Origin of the sequence: Wolbachia endosymbiont (group B) of Villa cingulata (assembly GCF_964028285.1) — a bacterium.
In the GTDB taxonomy this organism is placed as follows: domain Bacteria; phylum Pseudomonadota; class Alphaproteobacteria; order Rickettsiales; family Anaplasmataceae; genus Wolbachia.
The window spans coordinates 310,913-326,051 of record NZ_OZ034766.1 but is presented as its reverse complement, the minus strand read 5'-3'; the positions used below and the strand labels follow the sequence as shown (position 1 = coordinate 326,051).

Here is a 15,139-nt window from a genome sequence, read left to right as displayed (position 1 = left end):
CTAAATTGTTTTAGGCTACGTTTAGGTTTATCAAATGTCAAGAGGCATTTCTCATTACCTTTCTCCGATTACAGAGTTGTGCTCATCAAGTGAACATAATTCCTGAGCTAATTTCACTCTTTTTAGAATTCACAGATCGAAAAGAAGGGCTCGCTCAATCAAGAGATAAAAACAGAAGTGATATGTGGAAAGAATAGTGAAAAAGAAATAGAGGAAAAGAAACAGTATTTTACCAATTTAAAGAATTATTCAATAAGTCAGAGTATAGCTCAAAAGCTAACATCCCTGCAAATATTGAAATAAGTGCTTTCTTCCTTTTCATCCCAGCTTCTATAATGTCATTCGAATAGCTAACACTTGGATCCAGTTTTTTATTGAAGCTCATAAGATTAGCTGCTCAGTTTGCTTATAAATTTTTCTGGATTCCAGTGTTAGCTACTCGAATGACACTATCTGCTATTTTCCTTTCCTGAACAAGTACAAAAACTTAATTTCAAGTATAGAAGTAATCGCATAAAAAAAAGAAGATATTGGTTCACCAATATCTTCTATTGTGATTAAAAATACATTGGATCTTGATTGTGTATTTCATCTGCTATAAGTGATAATTTTGTGCTTTCATCATAGAGATTGTTTTCACTAGCTAATAATTTCTCACTAATTTGTGGATAAAGTTTAGAAACGTACTTCTCATAGCATTTATCTAGGCATTCTTGGTCTGTCCGTTTTGTTTTGTATGAATGGCATTTCTGCTTACATTGATTATATCTAAATTCAATCCCTTTCTCTTTGTTTGATGCTTGTTGTTCCATAATATTCTTCAATTTAAATAACATTAATATTAGCATACAGATATGAACATTATGCTAATATCATTACTTTTTAGGTATACATGGCAAATTTATGCCTGGAAACAGTTTTTGGTTATTTCCTAGATTTTCTTTATAAAAACCAAAGGCGCCAGTTGGTTTTTATTAGCTAAGGTAAAGGTCAAATATCTGGAATTCTGAACATAAAATCCTCCTGTATAAATTAGAAAAAAATGCAGCGCACACACGACAGATATAAGCTGAAGAGTACGCTTTTTATTGAAAGATTAATTGAAAGTCTGCAGACAAAGATAAATTTTTGAGCTCTTAAAATATCTCTAACTTTAATTAGAATTAGATTGAAAATACGCGGAAGTAATTTTTTTTGACAATAGATTTCTTTCATAACCAGGCGTCATCCCAGCTGGGATCCAATAAAAAAACCGCGCTGGAACTTTTGAATTCCAGTTATGCAAGGAATCTAATATCATGGAGTTTTCAAACACTAACAACCAAGTACTTTAATAAGGCAAAAAGCTTATGTAAGAGAGTAGGTTTTGCAATTGTATTAATAGTGGTGGGATTGGTAGGACTCGAACCTACGACCAATTCGTTATGAGCGAACTGCTCTAACCGACTGAGCTACAATCCCCTTTATCAACACTTATAATACACACAAAAGGAAATTTGTCTACTCGCTTATTTCACTATCAACCCAACTGTGTAAATCATTTATTGCGCCAATTTTGCGTGCAATTTCCTTACCATCTTGAAATATGATTAAAGTAGGTATAGATTGAACTCCATACTTACTTGGCACTTCAGTTTCTCCATCTATGTCGAACTTGCAGATCTTGATCTTGCCTTTTCTATCCTCAGCCAATTGCTCGATACGTGGCATCAGACTTTTGCATGGTCCACACCATTCTGCCCAAAAATCTACCAGCACAAATCCTTTGTGGTTAGCAACTTCAGATTCGAAATTTTGATCATTTACCGCTTTAATATCATCACTCATAAAATACCTAAATTTTTATAAATATAGCGTATCAATTAACAGCTGATCAACTAAATTTTTCTGGATTCAAGTGAAGTGATTACATCTGATGATTAAAGATATCTACACTCCCCCAACCCATTGAATCTAGCTCAATACGAGTAGGAAGAAATTCAAAGCACTTTTCAGCTAATTCTTTTCTATTTTCACGTTCTAGCATTAAATCTAGCTTTTCCTTTATTCTATGAAGATATAAAACATCAGATGCAGCATAACTTTTTTGCTTGTCTGTTAAATTTTCATTTCCCCAATCAGAAGATTGTTGTTGCTTATTTAATTTTATATCAAGTAGTTCTAAGCACAACTCTTTTAAGCTATGACTATCTGTATAAGTGCGAACTAAACGTGAGGCTATTTTTGTGCAATAGCACGGAAGTGCCCAAGTTTTTAAGTAATAATGTATTATGCTTACATCAAACCGCGCAAAGTGAAATATTTTGGTTATATTTTTATCCTCTAATATTTTTCTCAAATTTGGAGCTGTATAATCATTTTTAAATTGAATCAAATGAGCGTTACCATCATCAAAAGAGATCTGCACAAGACATAATCTGTCTCTACCATGAAGTAGCCCCATTGCCTCTGTATCAACAGCTATAGATTTTATATCACTTGGTATTGCACTGGCTGGCAGGTCGTCTTTATATACAAATATTCTCATAAATTTAATATGTTTTATGACACATATAATAATCAAAAATGAGTTTTAAGTATACGAAAAGATCATAGAAAACGTGCTCTCATGATTTTCATGTATGTAGGGTTTACAAATTATGATATGCACCTATAATTAAGAATAAGTAAACTTTCATTGCGGGAGTGGCTCAGTTGGTAGAGCGCAACCTTGCCAAGGTTGAGGTCGAGGGTTCGAACCCCTTCTCCCGCTCTTCTTTTAACATGAAAAAAATTGCTTCACTTATTCAACTAGTTTAGCTATACTGAAAGTAGCTAAAAGCTTTTTAGAAAATTATTATTTAGGAGGGTTATATGGACAACAATACTAAATGAATGTTATTTACCTTAGGTATAGCTACATCAATAGGAGCACTTACAGGCTTAGGGCTTAGTTTTACAGCTTTATCACCATTGATAATGGGTGGAATTGTTGCTGCGGTTTCGGCAGCCTTATTTGCATATCTGACAATCCCTAATGAAGTATTTTTCAAAAAAAAATTTTTCCTTTGCACTTCCATCTGTGCTGTAAGCGCTGCAATTGGAGTTGGTCTTGCTGCAGCTGCAATGGCTATTTTCCCTGGTTTAACCCTTGGAATGGGATTTGCAGCTTTAGCAGGTGCGGTGATAGCACCCATAGCAGTAATCGCAGGGGTATTTGTAACAGTTTGTGTTATTGAACCAATAGCTGAAAAAGTGAATGATTATATTATATCACCTATAGTTGAAAAAGTTGGAAAATGTTTTTCTTCAAAAGAGGAAGAAAACGGGCTAGTTAAAGGATAATTAAAAAAAGTTGTTTGACGTTAACGTTTAGTTTTCTTTATAATTTCCTTTGTGAAAGAAGAAAAATGCTTATTTGTAACGATAGCTGGTTTGCCAAATGCTGGAAAGTCAACGCTAATTAACAGCATCGTAGGCAAGAAAATTGCAATTGTCACCCCTAAAGTGCAGACAACAAGGACGCAGGTAAGGGGTGTTGCTATATGCAACAATGCGCAAATTGTTTTTACTGACTCTCCAGGAGTGTTTTCAGCAGAAACAAATCTTGAAAAAGCTTTAGTCAAATCTGCATGGGAAGCAGTTAAGGATAGTGACATTACCTTGTTGCTTGTTGATGTAAACAATTACCTAAAAAATATAGAAAGAATAAAAACGATATTTGCACGACTGGAGCGCACAAAAGGCAGATGCATTTTGGTTATCAATAAAACTGATTTAGTAAAGAAATCAGAGCTCAAGATGGCACATGAGCACCTAAATTTGCTTTATAAGTTTGAAAAAATTTTTACGATCTCGGCACTGAAGAATGATGGACTTTCTGATCTGACTAGTTACTTGTCTGAAATTGCACCGATAGGCCCTTGGTTTTATGAAAAAGATCAAATAACTGATTCCTCAGCTGATTTTTTATCAGCGGAAATTACGAGAGAAAAGTTATTCTTGAACCTACGTGAAGAATTGCCATACTCTACAGCTGTTATAACTGAACAATTCGAGGAAAAAAAAGATAAGAGTTTAGTCATAAAACAGATCATATTTGTATTGAAAGATAATCATAAGAAAATAGTGCTAGGAAAAGACGGCAGTAGCATAAAAAAAATTAATATCGAGGCGCGTACAGAATTGGAAAAGTTATTTGAGTGTAAAGTTCATCTCTTTTTGTTCGTAAAAGTGCGACCTTGGACTGATCGCCCTGAGGAATATATAAGTAATGCTTAATTCTTTGTTAGTATTTGATATTGAAACTATACCAGATGTAAATTCCTGCAAGAATTTACTAAATATTAGTGATGATAGCAGTGTAGAAGAAAAGAGGGACGCATTAACAAAATATCATCTTGAAATAACAAACGGGCAAAACTCTTTTCTGCGTCAGCCCTTCCACCTTGTTGTAGTTATTAGTTTTTTACTTTGTAATATAACACGCCAGAGCGGTTATGAAATGTTCACACTACAAGAAATAAGATCTGGAGGCACAGTAAACTCCAATGAAAAAGACCTAGTAAAGGGATTTTTTAACTACATATCAGAGAAAAAGCCAAGACTAGTTTCGTTCAATGGACGCACTTTTGATATACCGGTACTGAAGTACCGTGCTATGGTTCATGGCATTCAATCAGAATATTTTCACAAAGCTGGCGATAAGTGGAATAGTTACAATCAGAGGTACAGTAGTGATTGGCATTGTGATTTGCTTGAATCTCTCTCTGATTTTGGAGCTTCTGCAAGAATGAAGATGAACGAAGTTTGCGCAGCATTTAATCTTCCCGGTAAGATTGGAGTTGATGGTTCACAAGTTATGGACTTATATGATAGTGGCAAAGTACAAGAGATTCGCGATTATTGTGAAACAGATGTGATTAACACTTATTTAATTTACTTGAGATTCATGCATCATCAAGGAAGAATTACTACAGAAAGCTATAATAAGAGCATAGAAGAACTGCTTTTAGAATGCGAAAAAAAAGAACATCTAAAAAAGTTTAAAGAAGAGTGGGAGATAACTTGCGGTGGAAATTTTTATATTGAATTTAAATGAATAGATATTATGGAGCAATCTAACAATTGCCCCATAATAATAGTTATAAACTCCTTGTAGTAGAAAAGGCATTCTGATATGCCATCTGCTTAACTTCTACTTGTTCAATCTGAGAAGAATTTTCACATTTTTTATCTTGATATTCGTTTTTTACTTTCTCGAAAAAATTTTGTCCACCAAGAATATAATTACCTAAATTAGCAGCATAATATTGAGCATTACCTAAAACTGCACAGTTAATTCGACTTAACATTCTCGAAGGGTAATAAAAGAGAGAAACGTTATTGTTCGATCGGAAATCCTTTTCATCCATTATTTTAATGGCTTCATGATAACCATCCATTTGATGAACAAAATATCCTTCTGGTGCTGACATTCTTAATTGTGCACCTACATGAGCATAACCACAAATACCAGGTGATACCGCTGGTACTGGGTCTTGTCTATGTTGAGTTACTCTAATGGTTTTTTCTTTAAGAACATCATTATAAAATTCACTAGCAGTAAGATCAAAAACTCGTGGATCACCAAAAGTTGCAACATGAACATCTTCAGCTCCTTCTTGTTTTATTGAGGCATAAAGCAGCTATCTTAGCAATAGCTCCTCCCATACTGTGACCTGTGAGATTAATTTTAAAATCCTTGATTTCTGATCCCTGTTTTTCAGCATGAGATTTCAAAATGCCATACAGATTAGGCCATGAATCCATAAATGAATTATAGAAACCACAATGAATTCTTCCACCTTCAGGTAAAAATTCCGAAGTAGCAAAAAGTACATTTATATCAGTAATTCCATCATTAAAACTCTGGCTCAGACGAGTACCATGGTAAGCTATTGTTATTTCTTTACCTTTTATAAAAACGTGACCAGCATCTTTTTCAAAGCTATTACCAAATGGAATAATTTCATAACCTTCGCTGATGAGTTCAGCTCTAGTTTTATACATTTTTTCAGTAGATGGAACAATTTCAAAATCTTCTACAATTTCAAATTCAGTTTTGTATACTCTTTGAGCTAGGTTGTTACATCTTTTTTTACTTAATTTACCATCATCATCGCCATAGCTTATCTTGCAGAAATTACCCATTTCTAATAATTTCTCTCTATCAAATCCTGCAATTTTTACAATACTTTTATCTATTTTATAGTCAGAAGGTAAAGAACATGGCTCATTTGGATCAGCACGATTTATAAATTCATAATCTTCAATGATCTCAAATTCATCGTCATACTCTTTCATCTCGTATTTGCCATCATCTACTGAAATAGAGTCTGGCTGTTCAGTATTACCTGGCTCTGAGCCTTTAGCAGCACCTGTAGTGCTAAACCAATTTCGTAAAAAACTAAAATCCATAAATACCTTGATTATTAAAAATAAAACAATAATTCACTAATTATAATATAAACTAATATTATTGTCAATAGTTATATTAATATTTTAATCTTTATGTACTTTTACTTGAGTAAATTTTACTTCCATAGAATAAGTATAGAGTTATAATACACTAACAAGCAAACCTCTGTACTAAATTTTGGTTAATATACACGTTGAGCGTATTAAGAAAGTTGCTTTTAAAGTATTGCATTTTACTTTTATTTTCGCTATAAGGTTGCTTTAAGTTGGATTTTCAACACCTTTATACTATTTATGTTATGATTTTAAAATTTTTTGGGGGCACTTCATGAAAAAATCTATTTATACTAGAACTGCTCTAGCTTCTCTATTGACTTTATGTTCTTTCAGTGGCTTTGCTGCTGACTTTTCTGACGAGAGTATGAAGGAAGTAAAAAAGCAAGAGATTAACGAGTCAATCAAAACTTCTGGAAAGATGGAAGTGATGAAGACGTCAAATAAGAAACTAAAAGAAAAAATGGACAGGATATGTAATGCTTATCCAAGAAAAAAAGCTGAGGAGCTTAAGAAAAAAGAAGAACTAAGATTAGCAGCTGAGCAGAAGAAAAAAGAGGGGTTAAAATTAGCAGCTGAACAAAAGAAGAAAAAAGAAGAGTTAAAATTAGTAGCAAAACAAAAGAAAAAAGATGAAATTAGGCTAGCAAAAGAGAAAAAAGCAAAGCTTATAGAGGATTCAAAGGCGAAAGCTCTAAGCACTAAAAATTCTAATGTAGAAAAGTCAAAAATTAAGGGTTCTAAAACTAAGAATGCTAAAATTGAAGCTAAAGATATAAAAAAGGATGTAAAAGTTGTTAACAGCAATACAGAGGAAAAAGGTAAGGCAAGTCCTGTTGTTTCAGTTGGTGGGATTGATAATATCAATCCCAATCAAGGGGATGGTTTAAGAATAATTTTCGGTGGCGTTGTTGATTCTCAAGGTTATGGTAACCATGGGCTAAGTGGCTATAACCATTATAATGTTATGCCAGGTAAATCTACAGATTATTTTAACAATACTTCAGATAGTATAAAAGGAGCAAATCCAATATTTCCTAAAGGGATAGGGAATATTGGTGATTACAGTGAAAACATGGGCATGATTTCAGATGCAATATTGCACTTAAGAGCTGAAAATAAAAATGAGGATATTGGTCTTCGTTATGGTGCCGATGTACAATTCCATGTTCCAGTTACTGAAGGTAAAGGAGCTTCACAAGGCGTGAATGCTGCAAGAGGTAGAAGTGCACATGTGTTTTTGAATTCAAAATATGGTGATCTGAAGCTTGGCTATCAGTTTGGTCCTGAGTCTCTGATGAGACTTGATGCAACAAGAATTGCAACTGTTGATGGAGCTGCAGATAGTGACTGGTTCAGAAAAGTAAACTTAGAAGGAAGTGCTGCAAACTTCCCATTTTACGTAACACCACGTCTTTACACTGAAAGCTTCTCGAGCGAGAGCGAAAAACTCTCCTTCCGTATGGCAGGAAAATACAACAAAGAGGTTATGACCACATTGCCATTTAGAGCTGCTTACTACTCGCCGAATTATATGGGTGCAAGATTTGGTCTTAGCTACTCACCTCGCTACGATAGTGGTTTATCCGTTGTAAAAGAAATAGCTCCAGATCTCCTCAAAGATTCAAGTAATACGGTAACAGGGGTAAAGAATGAGGAAATGTTAAGACATGTTGGGCCAGATTACCAGCATATAATAAGTGCTGGTGCGTCATATGAATATGACTTTAGTAAACATAATATAAAAGTTAAAACTTCCGTAGTTGGTGAGTTTGGGTTGGCAAAAGAGCCAAGTAAAGATAAGCACCTTTATAATGAGTTCATAGAATACAATAACCTAGCAGGTATGAATTTAGGTGCAAGCGCTGATTATAAGATTGATGAAGATCAAAGTGTAAAATTTGCTGCCTCTTTTGCATACTTGGGCAAATCTGGTCAACTTAAAAGTATCAAGGAACTCAACCCTACTTCAAAAGAATATAAAGATACTAATGATGATGTTAGAAAAAATGGCTTAAAGCAATTTAATGACAAGGACACCATGTATTGGACTGCAGGTGCTGGTTATCAATATGATAATATCTACACAAGCTTGACATACTTTGGTAGCAGAATGAGCGATAAAGATATGCTTCATGATGTTGCACTTGGTGTTCAGTATGATCTATCTTCTTGCAATAAAAGCAAATTTGTTCCTTATGCAGCTCTTCACTACTTTACAACTAATGAAAAAGGTGCACTGGAAGATAAAAATAAGGATAAGATACCTTCTAACAAAGGAGTTCTTCTCCTCACTGGTGTGAAGTTTTCTTTCTAGTTATTTAACAATACACACCACAGCTTGAATGTGGTGTGTGTTTTCTCTGTTAGTATTTTATTGTCGATCAAGCAAACATAGGATATCATTTCAGTATGTCTATAAACACTTCCTTTAATTTACACAATAAGTCACAGTGTCCAGAAACTTGGATCGAGTCAAAAACTTAACATAAGCCTTTCCACTTATCAGCTTAGTGTTCAATTTGGTCTAGATTCCAGTGTCAAGCGCTTGAATAACAGAAGAAGTACTTGTACTTTAGCGCACAACTTTTGGTGCATTACGCACTGTTCTCCATTCAAGGCAACGTCATTCAGGTAGCTGACACTGGAATCTATTTTTCCATCATCAGAAACATTTTTATACTCGTAAATTTAACTAGATGCCAATGTCTGGGCGCTGGCATGACACCCTATGGCTACTCAGATAATGGATAAATTATCATAATCCCTTACCTATCGAACGTTTTCAAATTCAATCAATTAAGCAGTATGCAAACCAAATTAAAAAGTCATTTAGCTGGAGAATTACTTACCATCGCTACATGCTGGAAATTAACACTTGTAGGTGGAGAAGTAATGGGATTTACTGACTATGATGAAGATTTAAATCTCAATAATATACTCTATAAATCTTCAAGCGGTTTTATAGCCAGCAGTATAATATTAAATAGCGATTTGAGAACTGATAATCTCGAAACTGAAGGAATATTAAATAATGCTGATATTAAAGAAGAAGATATTTTATCAGGAAAGTACGACTTTACAAATATTGAAATATTTCTTGTGAATTATAAAGATTTAAGCCAGGGAATTATGAATTTGCATGCAGGAACTTTTGGCAAAGTAACATTAAATAGTGGGAGGTTTATCGCTGAAATTAGAGGTCTTGCGACAAAGCTTGAGAGAAGCATAACAGAGCTATATTCTCCTGTATGCAGGGCACAATTTTGCGATGATAGATGTAAAGCTGATGCTAAAAAGTTTAGTAGAATGAGCACAATTACTAAAGTGATAGATGAAAGAAGATTTGAAGACACTAATTTAATCGAAAGTGATGGATATTATAAGCACGGAGTGGTAAAATTCTTTAGTTCAGCAACATTTGAAGTTGTAGTTAAAGAATACAAGAATAAAGTAATTACATTATTTGCTTCTCCTCCATATCAAATTTCTACCGGAGATAAATATTCGATACTTGCAGGTTGTGATAAAGCGTTTTTAACGTGCAAAAACAAGTTTAACAATACTGTGAATTTCCGTGGCGAACCATATATACCAGTTGTTTAGCAACATAATTTTTAATATTATGAATAAGTATGGAAAGGTGGCTGAGCGGCCTAAAGCACACGCTTGGAAAGCGTGCACATATGAAAATATGTCGGGGGTTCGAATCCCCCCTTTTCCGCACATTATTTCTAGTATAACATAGGATTTTCCGTTTTGTTCTTGAACGTAATAACCATATAGCATTAGCACTTCAGCTCCGCAATTTTTCAGAGTCATCTACGTCAATAAAAAAATAGAGTTGATGTTCATCAAGTTGCAGAGCCTTCTTGATTTTTGATGACGAAGAGTAGTTGTTATCATAGAAATACAATCCAGTAGCCAGCATACCTTCCCTATTCCTAACAATATCTTGCAATACTATACTTAGTCTATGTCATTTCTCACGAGCATCAGCAAACTAGTATATACTCAACCTACCATAATATGTCAATACAATTCTTTATTGAAAATTCCGGAAAACAAGAGAAGCCTCACGCTTTTTACTGTATCTGCTACAGAACAGAAAATGAATCTGCGAGAGTATAGAAACTATCTCCAATATTTTCTAATGTACTCTTTATGTCACTAGCTTGTGAAGAATATTCAGAACTCTGAGATTTCTCTGGAGCTTGATATTGTCTATTGCATCTGGCTTTGCACATAGATTTATCGAGTTCTTTGTACCATTTAGTGCAGTCACTTTCACACCTTCTGTGGCACCAGTAATGTCCATCGTACGGATCATGGTTCAGTACTTCTCCCAGATGTACCCGTGTTACTCCATGTTGTATTGGTTGATCATCTGACTCCTCTGGAACATTGAACTTATCTCTAAAAACTCTAAGACTTCCATTCACAACATTCTCCTTTGACTCCTCTGGAGAATTTAACTTACCTGTAAAAGGTATAAGATATCCAAACATAACATTCTCCTTAATTAAAAAATTAATATAATATTAATACTGATATAATTACTTCGCTTTCTTTATTGAAAATTTCAGAAAAATGTTGTATAATTATTAGTAGATTTCGGTAAAATTTATGGCAAACGCTAATTTAGCTTTCAGTAAAGAAACTTTACAGCATCTTGCTGAATTATCTGAACTTACTAAGCAACCTGCTCAAGCATTAGCAGAAAAACTACTGAGAGAAGCAATAGATAATGAAATGGAAGATTTTTTATTATCTGTGGTTGCTGATCAATATGATATTGAAGGTGTAGAAACAGTTGATTACAAAGATGTAAAGTGGAGATCAAGTGGATTACAAGATTAAATTTTTGAAGAATGTCACTGAAAAAGATCTTCCATCTTTACCGATAAAAATAGAATTAAGAGTAAACAAAGCAATACAGGAACGCCTTACAGTCGATCCAGTTAATCTTGGTGAGCCTTTATATCATAGCTTTAAAGTGACCTTACCCAGAAAAAGTAGACAGAAAGTTAAGACGTTTTTGAAGTAAAATAAAACGTTTTTTCAAAGAGGTGTGGTATGACAAAAAGAAAAGAATATACAGCAGAATTCAAAATTGAAGCTATAAGACTAGTAAAAGAAACAGGTCAATCATCAGCAAAAATAGCAAGAGATTTGGGTATTAGCGGTGATTCATTAAGCAGATGGGTAAAAACATACAATGATAGAATGTCTGGAGTAGATGCGTTTCCAGGAAAAGGGAAAGTAGCTCATTGTGACAAAGAAAAGTTTGATTTAAAGAAAGAGCTGGCAAGAGTAACGAGGGAAAGAGACATTTTAAAAAAAGCCCTGGGATATTTTGCAAACCAAAAAGAGTAAAATATTCTTTTATAAAAGAACATAAAAAATGCTATAAAATACGGGAATCATGCAGATTTTTGAACGTATCTGCTTGTGGTTATTATAAATGGATTACTAAGGAAAAAAACAACAAAAAATCAATAAGAGAAGAGCTCATACAAGATATTCAGAAGGTATATCGAGCATCACAATGCAGATACGGAGCTCCTAAAATTCACGCTGAATTAAAGGCTTTAGGTAAAAATTATAACATCAAAACAGTGCAAAATGTTATGCAGAAAAATGGCATTCAAGCTAAGCTTAGACGAAAGTTTAAAAGTAAAAAACCACAAATAGACAATAGAGTTATAACTCCTAACATATTAAATCAGAATTTTATCGCTGATCAACCTAACAAGATATGGGTAACTGATATTACGTACATAAAAACTAATGAAGGATGGTTATATTTGGCAGCAATAATAGATTTATATTCACGCATGGTGATTGGCTGGTCAATGAGTAATGCAGTAAATAGGCAATTAGTTATAGATGCGTTATTCATGGCTATTGGTAGGCGCAAATCTGCTAAAAATCTACTATTTCATAGCGATCAAGGATCGCAATACACCTCTAAAAATTATCAATTTTTACTAAGTACAAAAAATATTACTTCTAGTATGAGTCACAAAGGTTGTTGTTATGATAATGCTGTTTCAGAGAGCTTTTTTAGTTCACTTAAGAGAGAGTTACTCATTGATACTTCACAACACTCTGCACAACAAGCTAAAACCGCAATATTTGAATATATAGAAATTTTTTATAATAAACAGCGTAGACATTCTACTATTAACTATTGCATTCCTGAGCTTTTTGATTCATCATTCTCATAGCAAAAACGTCTTAACTTTCTGTCTACTTTTTCTGGGTAAGGTCATTTGGAACATGTTAAGAAATCCTGCTTATATAGGAAAAGCAGCTTATGGTAAAACTAGGACATGCTCAAAACCACAAGTAAAAAAGTCAAAAAAAGGAACTTGTGGTAAACTTAAAAGTGGTCGCTTTAATAGTGATAAAGAGAACTGGACTTATATTCCAGTACCAAAAATAATCAATGAGCATTTATTTGATTCAGTGCAAGCACAACTAGCTGAAAATAGACAGAGAGCAAGAGTACGACAAAGAAGAGAAACATATTTATTGCAAGGTTTAATGGTATGCCAACGTTGTCAATATACTTATTGTGGTACAAACCACGTTCATAAAAAGTCGACATATTATTACTATCGTTGCTCTGGTACAAACTCTAGCAAATTTAATGGCAATAAAATCTGCGATAATAAATCAATACGCACTGATATATTAGATGGAGTTATATGGGAAGAAGTCAAGAGTATCTTGAAAGAGCCAGATAGGATTGCAAATGAATATCAACGTAGATTATCAGAGAACAAAAACCCTTTACATAATCAAACACGTGAAAAGCAAGAAAGTAAGCTAAGATTAAGTATCAAAAAATTTATTGATAGCTATGCTAAAGGGTTTATAAGCCAAGAAGAATTTGAACCAAGAATCACAACAATGAAACAGCATTTGAAAGAAATTGAAGAAGAGAAAGAAAGAACGCTTGATCAAAAAAAACTACAACAAGAATTGAGCCTTGTTACAGATAGCTTGAAAAACTTTTCCTCAAGTGTTGAATCAAAGCTTGATCAAGTAGATTGGCAGACTAAACAAAATATTATTAGAATGTTGATTCATCAAATTGAAATCAATCACAATCACTTGTATATAGTATTCCGCATAAAAAGTCTTGCAAATTTTGATCAAAATAGCCATAATAGAATTATGCAATGTTGTACTAGCAGTCAATATTGTTGGACTGCCGGATAAAACTGTTGCAGAATCCAGAGAGCGTATCAGAGCAGCGTTAAATTCAATCAATCTTCTGTTACCTCCAAAAAGGATTACGGTTAATCTTTCCCCTGCGGATTTGCTTAAAGAAGGTAGTCATTATGACTTAGCTATTGCTGTTGGATTACTTGTTGTAATGAATGTGATACCAGTTGAAAAAGTTCAGTCTTATATCATTATGGGTGAGCTTGCACTAGACAGCAGAGTCATACCAATCTCAGGAGTACTTCCAACAGCAATCAATGCAAAACAGGCAAATAAAGGAGTAATTTGCCCAAGGGGAAATGGAGTAGAAGCTTCATGGGTAAAGAATGTTTCTATTCTAGCTATAGAGAAATTAACCGATATTATCAGACATTTTAAGGGTGAGCAGTTAATTCAGCTGGTAACTTTTAACTATAGCGCTGCACCCAAAGAAAAAAATTCAGTTCCAGATATAAAGGATATTAAAGGTCAAGTTGTTGCAAAAAGAGCAGCTGAAATTGCAGCAGCAGGTGGACACAATATGCTTCTTGTTGGACCTCCTGGTACTGGAAAATCAATGCTTGCTAAGAGATTTATAGGGCTATTACCTGATTTGACTGAGCAGGAGATGATTGATGTTAATATTATCTATAGCATAACAAAAGCCGGTAACGAAACATTTAAAGTAACTCGTCCCTTTCGTGAACCTCATCACTCATGCTCGATGTCAGCGATGATAGGAGGAGGGAAAAATGCAAAGCCTGGGGAAATCACCATGGCTCACAATGGTGTGTTATTTCTTGATGAGCTACCTGAATTTCCAAGGCTTGTACTTGATTCTCTACGTCAACCACTTGAAGATAGAAAAGTTACTATTGCACGTGCAAATGCTCACATCACTTATCCAGCTAATTTTCAACTTATAGCTGCAATGAATCCCTGCAGGTGCGGTTACTTAGGTGATGCAAGTAGATCGTGCAACAAAGCTCCAAAATGCGGCACAGATTATAGAAATAAAATATCAGGACCTTTGCTTGATAGAATAGACATATGCATTGAAATGCCAAACGTCAATATATTCTCTCCTGAAATTTGTTCAGAAGGAGAAAGTACTAAGACGATAAGAGAAAGAGTGATATCAGCGAGAAAAATTCAAACTGAGCGTTATAGTAAATTTAATATTCGTTGCAATGCAGAAGTCAGTGGTGAAGCATTAAATAAATTCACTGAACCAGATCAGGAAGGGTTAGAATTGCTAAAATACGTACTGAAAGAAAATTACATTTCCAATCGAGGCTACACACGTGTATTAAGAGTCGCAAGAACCATTGCAGATCTTGCGAAAAGTGAGGAAATAAAAAGAGCACACATTGCAGAAGCGCTGAATTACAGAATAAGAATGTATAAATAAATTAATTTACTTGACAGAAAA

Annotated in this window: 17 protein-coding genes, 3 tRNA genes and 1 pseudogene; 13 read left to right on the top strand and 8 right to left on the bottom strand. The window is 34.0% G+C overall.

The annotated features are described in order from the left end of the window. Nucleotides 1-229: 229 nt before the first annotated feature. The 5 genes from ABWU52_RS01745 to ABWU52_RS01725 all read right to left on the bottom strand — a co-directional run bounded on the left by ABWU52_RS01745 (nt 230) and on the right by ABWU52_RS01725 (nt 2,527). Nucleotides 230-385 carry a hypothetical protein gene (locus ABWU52_RS01745; protein WP_353277256.1) on the bottom strand — a complete coding sequence of 52 codons (156 nt, stop codon included), beginning with the start codon at nt 383-385 and terminating at the stop codon, nt 230-232. Nucleotides 386-557: 172 nt separating this feature from the next. Further along, a complete protein-coding gene (locus tag ABWU52_RS01740) occupies nt 558-812 on the bottom strand; it encodes a hypothetical protein (protein WP_353277254.1) in 255 nt (84 codons plus the stop codon). A 572-nt stretch (nt 813-1,384) separates the two neighbouring features. Further along, nucleotides 1,385-1,461 (bottom strand) — tRNA-Ile (locus ABWU52_RS01735). 39 nt (nt 1,462-1,500) lie between these two features. After that, on the bottom strand, nt 1,501-1,827 hold the full coding sequence (gene trxA, locus ABWU52_RS01730) for a thioredoxin (protein ID WP_007302120.1): 327 nt from the start codon (nt 1,825-1,827) through the stop codon (nt 1,501-1,503). Between the two features lie 79 nt (nt 1,828-1,906). Next, nucleotides 1,907-2,527 (bottom strand): ribonuclease D, encoded by a 621-nt coding sequence (locus ABWU52_RS01725; protein ID WP_353277252.1) that lies wholly within the window; start codon nt 2,525-2,527, stop codon nt 1,907-1,909. A 152-nt stretch (nt 2,528-2,679) separates the two neighbouring features. On the opposite strand from ABWU52_RS01725, the gene ABWU52_RS01720 reads away from it, so the two are divergent. The 4 genes from ABWU52_RS01720 to ABWU52_RS01705 all read left to right on the top strand — a co-directional run bounded on the left by ABWU52_RS01720 (nt 2,680) and on the right by ABWU52_RS01705 (nt 5,080). Further along, nucleotides 2,680-2,752 (top strand) — tRNA-Gly (locus tag ABWU52_RS01720). A gap of 122 nt (nt 2,753-2,874) precedes the next feature. Continuing rightward, nucleotides 2,875-3,324: a hypothetical protein gene (locus tag ABWU52_RS01715; RefSeq protein WP_353277250.1), complete on the top strand. Its 450-nt coding sequence runs from the start codon at nt 2,875-2,877 to the stop codon at nt 3,322-3,324. A gap of 51 nt (nt 3,325-3,375) precedes the next feature. Then, the gene (gene era / locus ABWU52_RS01710) at nt 3,376-4,260 is read left to right on the top strand and encodes a GTPase Era (protein ID WP_353277248.1); all 885 of its coding nucleotides are present in this window, start codon (nt 3,376-3,378) and stop codon (nt 4,258-4,260) included. Continuing rightward, nucleotides 4,253-5,080, top strand: coding sequence for a 3'-5' exonuclease (locus ABWU52_RS01705; RefSeq protein WP_353277247.1), 828 nt, complete (start codon nt 4,253-4,255; stop codon nt 5,078-5,080). Before era ends, ABWU52_RS01705 begins: the two co-directional genes overlap by 8 nt. Before the next feature lie 43 nt (nt 5,081-5,123). Here the strand turns inward: ABWU52_RS01705 and ABWU52_RS01700 are convergent, their stop codons facing one another. Together ABWU52_RS01700 and ABWU52_RS01695 are read right to left on the bottom strand one after the other, a co-directional pair. Then, the gene (locus ABWU52_RS01700) at nt 5,124-5,456 is read right to left on the bottom strand and encodes a hypothetical protein (RefSeq protein WP_353277771.1); all 333 of its coding nucleotides are present in this window, start codon (nt 5,454-5,456) and stop codon (nt 5,124-5,126) included. Between the two features lie 99 nt (nt 5,457-5,555). Next, nucleotides 5,556-6,030, bottom strand: a pseudogene (locus tag ABWU52_RS01695) (lipase family protein); the annotation flags it as partial. A 736-nt stretch (nt 6,031-6,766) separates the two neighbouring features. Between ABWU52_RS01695 and ABWU52_RS01690 the strand changes: the two are divergent. The 3 genes from ABWU52_RS01690 to ABWU52_RS01680 all read left to right on the top strand — a co-directional run bounded on the left by ABWU52_RS01690 (nt 6,767) and on the right by ABWU52_RS01680 (nt 10,216). Then, nucleotides 6,767-8,809, top strand: coding sequence for a hypothetical protein (locus tag ABWU52_RS01690; protein ID WP_353277245.1), 2,043 nt, complete (start codon nt 6,767-6,769; stop codon nt 8,807-8,809). Nucleotides 8,810-9,300: 491 nt separating this feature from the next. Next, nucleotides 9,301-10,098 (top strand): DUF2163 domain-containing protein, encoded by a 798-nt coding sequence (locus tag ABWU52_RS01685; RefSeq protein ID WP_353277243.1) that lies wholly within the window; start codon nt 9,301-9,303, stop codon nt 10,096-10,098. A 31-nt stretch (nt 10,099-10,129) separates the two neighbouring features. After that, nucleotides 10,130-10,216 (top strand) — tRNA-Ser (locus ABWU52_RS01680). 373 nt (nt 10,217-10,589) lie between these two features. Here the strand turns inward: ABWU52_RS01680 and ABWU52_RS01675 are convergent. Continuing rightward, a complete protein-coding gene (locus ABWU52_RS01675) occupies nt 10,590-11,000 on the bottom strand; it encodes a hypothetical protein (RefSeq protein WP_353277241.1) in 411 nt (136 codons plus the stop codon). A 118-nt stretch (nt 11,001-11,118) separates the two neighbouring features. On the opposite strand from ABWU52_RS01675, the gene ABWU52_RS01670 reads away from it, so the two are divergent. From ABWU52_RS01670 to ABWU52_RS01645, 6 genes are read left to right on the top strand one after another with little or no spacing between them, the layout of a single operon-like run. Further along, the gene (locus ABWU52_RS01670) at nt 11,119-11,352 is read left to right on the top strand and encodes a hypothetical protein (RefSeq protein WP_353277239.1); all 234 of its coding nucleotides are present in this window, start codon (nt 11,119-11,121) and stop codon (nt 11,350-11,352) included. Continuing rightward, nucleotides 11,336-11,539: a hypothetical protein gene (locus ABWU52_RS01665; protein ID WP_353277237.1), complete on the top strand. Its 204-nt coding sequence runs from the start codon at nt 11,336-11,338 to the stop codon at nt 11,537-11,539. Before ABWU52_RS01670 ends, ABWU52_RS01665 begins: the two co-directional genes overlap by 17 nt. Before the next feature lie 29 nt (nt 11,540-11,568). Next, on the top strand, nt 11,569-11,868 hold the full coding sequence (locus ABWU52_RS01660; RefSeq protein ID WP_064085359.1) for a transposase: 300 nt from the start codon (nt 11,569-11,571) through the stop codon (nt 11,866-11,868). Continuing rightward, nucleotides 11,844-12,722, top strand: coding sequence for an IS3 family transposase (locus ABWU52_RS01655; RefSeq protein WP_353277659.1), 879 nt, complete (start codon nt 11,844-11,846; stop codon nt 12,720-12,722). The genes ABWU52_RS01660 and ABWU52_RS01655 overlap by 25 nt, the downstream gene beginning before the upstream one ends. A gap of 52 nt (nt 12,723-12,774) precedes the next feature. Continuing rightward, the gene (locus ABWU52_RS01650; RefSeq protein WP_353277235.1) at nt 12,775-13,722 is read left to right on the top strand and encodes a recombinase zinc beta ribbon domain-containing protein; all 948 of its coding nucleotides are present in this window, start codon (nt 12,775-12,777) and stop codon (nt 13,720-13,722) included. Further along, entirely contained in the window at nt 13,652-15,118 is a 1,467-nt protein-coding gene (locus ABWU52_RS01645) for a YifB family Mg chelatase-like AAA ATPase (protein WP_353277233.1), read from the top strand. Before ABWU52_RS01650 ends, ABWU52_RS01645 begins: the two co-directional genes overlap by 71 nt. Nucleotides 15,119-15,139: the final 21 nt, after the last annotated feature.

What these genes read in the sequence shown, in the direction of transcription:
- ABWU52_RS01745 (WP_353277256.1), bottom strand. Translation starts at nt 385, where the DNA reads ATGAGCTTCAATAAAAAACTGGATCCAAGTGTTAGCTATTCGAATGAC.
- ABWU52_RS01740 (WP_353277254.1), bottom strand. Translation starts at nt 812, where the DNA reads ATGGAACAACAAGCATCAAACAAAGAGAAAGGGATTGAATTTAGATAT.
- trxA (WP_007302120.1), bottom strand. Translation starts at nt 1,827, where the DNA reads ATGAGTGATGATATTAAAGCGGTAAATGATCAAAATTTCGAATCTGAA.
- ABWU52_RS01725 (WP_353277252.1), bottom strand. Translation starts at nt 2,527, where the DNA reads ATGAGAATATTTGTATATAAAGACGACCTGCCAGCCAGTGCAATACCA.
- ABWU52_RS01715 (WP_353277250.1), top strand. Translation starts at nt 2,875, where the DNA reads ATGTTATTTACCTTAGGTATAGCTACATCAATAGGAGCACTTACAGGC.
- ABWU52_RS01705 (WP_353277247.1), top strand. Translation starts at nt 4,253, where the DNA reads ATGCTTAATTCTTTGTTAGTATTTGATATTGAAACTATACCAGATGTA.
- ABWU52_RS01700 (WP_353277771.1), bottom strand. Translation starts at nt 5,456, where the DNA reads ATGTCAGCACCAGAAGGATATTTTGTTCATCAAATGGATGGTTATCAT.
- ABWU52_RS01690 (WP_353277245.1), top strand. Translation starts at nt 6,767, where the DNA reads ATGAAAAAATCTATTTATACTAGAACTGCTCTAGCTTCTCTATTGACT.
- ABWU52_RS01685 (WP_353277243.1), top strand. Translation starts at nt 9,301, where the DNA reads ATGCAAACCAAATTAAAAAGTCATTTAGCTGGAGAATTACTTACCATC.
- ABWU52_RS01675 (WP_353277241.1), bottom strand. Translation starts at nt 11,000, where the DNA reads ATGTTTGGATATCTTATACCTTTTACAGGTAAGTTAAATTCTCCAGAG.
- ABWU52_RS01670 (WP_353277239.1), top strand. Translation starts at nt 11,119, where the DNA reads ATGGCAAACGCTAATTTAGCTTTCAGTAAAGAAACTTTACAGCATCTT.
- ABWU52_RS01660 (WP_064085359.1), top strand. Translation starts at nt 11,569, where the DNA reads ATGACAAAAAGAAAAGAATATACAGCAGAATTCAAAATTGAAGCTATA.
- ABWU52_RS01650 (WP_353277235.1), top strand. Translation starts at nt 12,775, where the DNA reads ATGTTAAGAAATCCTGCTTATATAGGAAAAGCAGCTTATGGTAAAACT.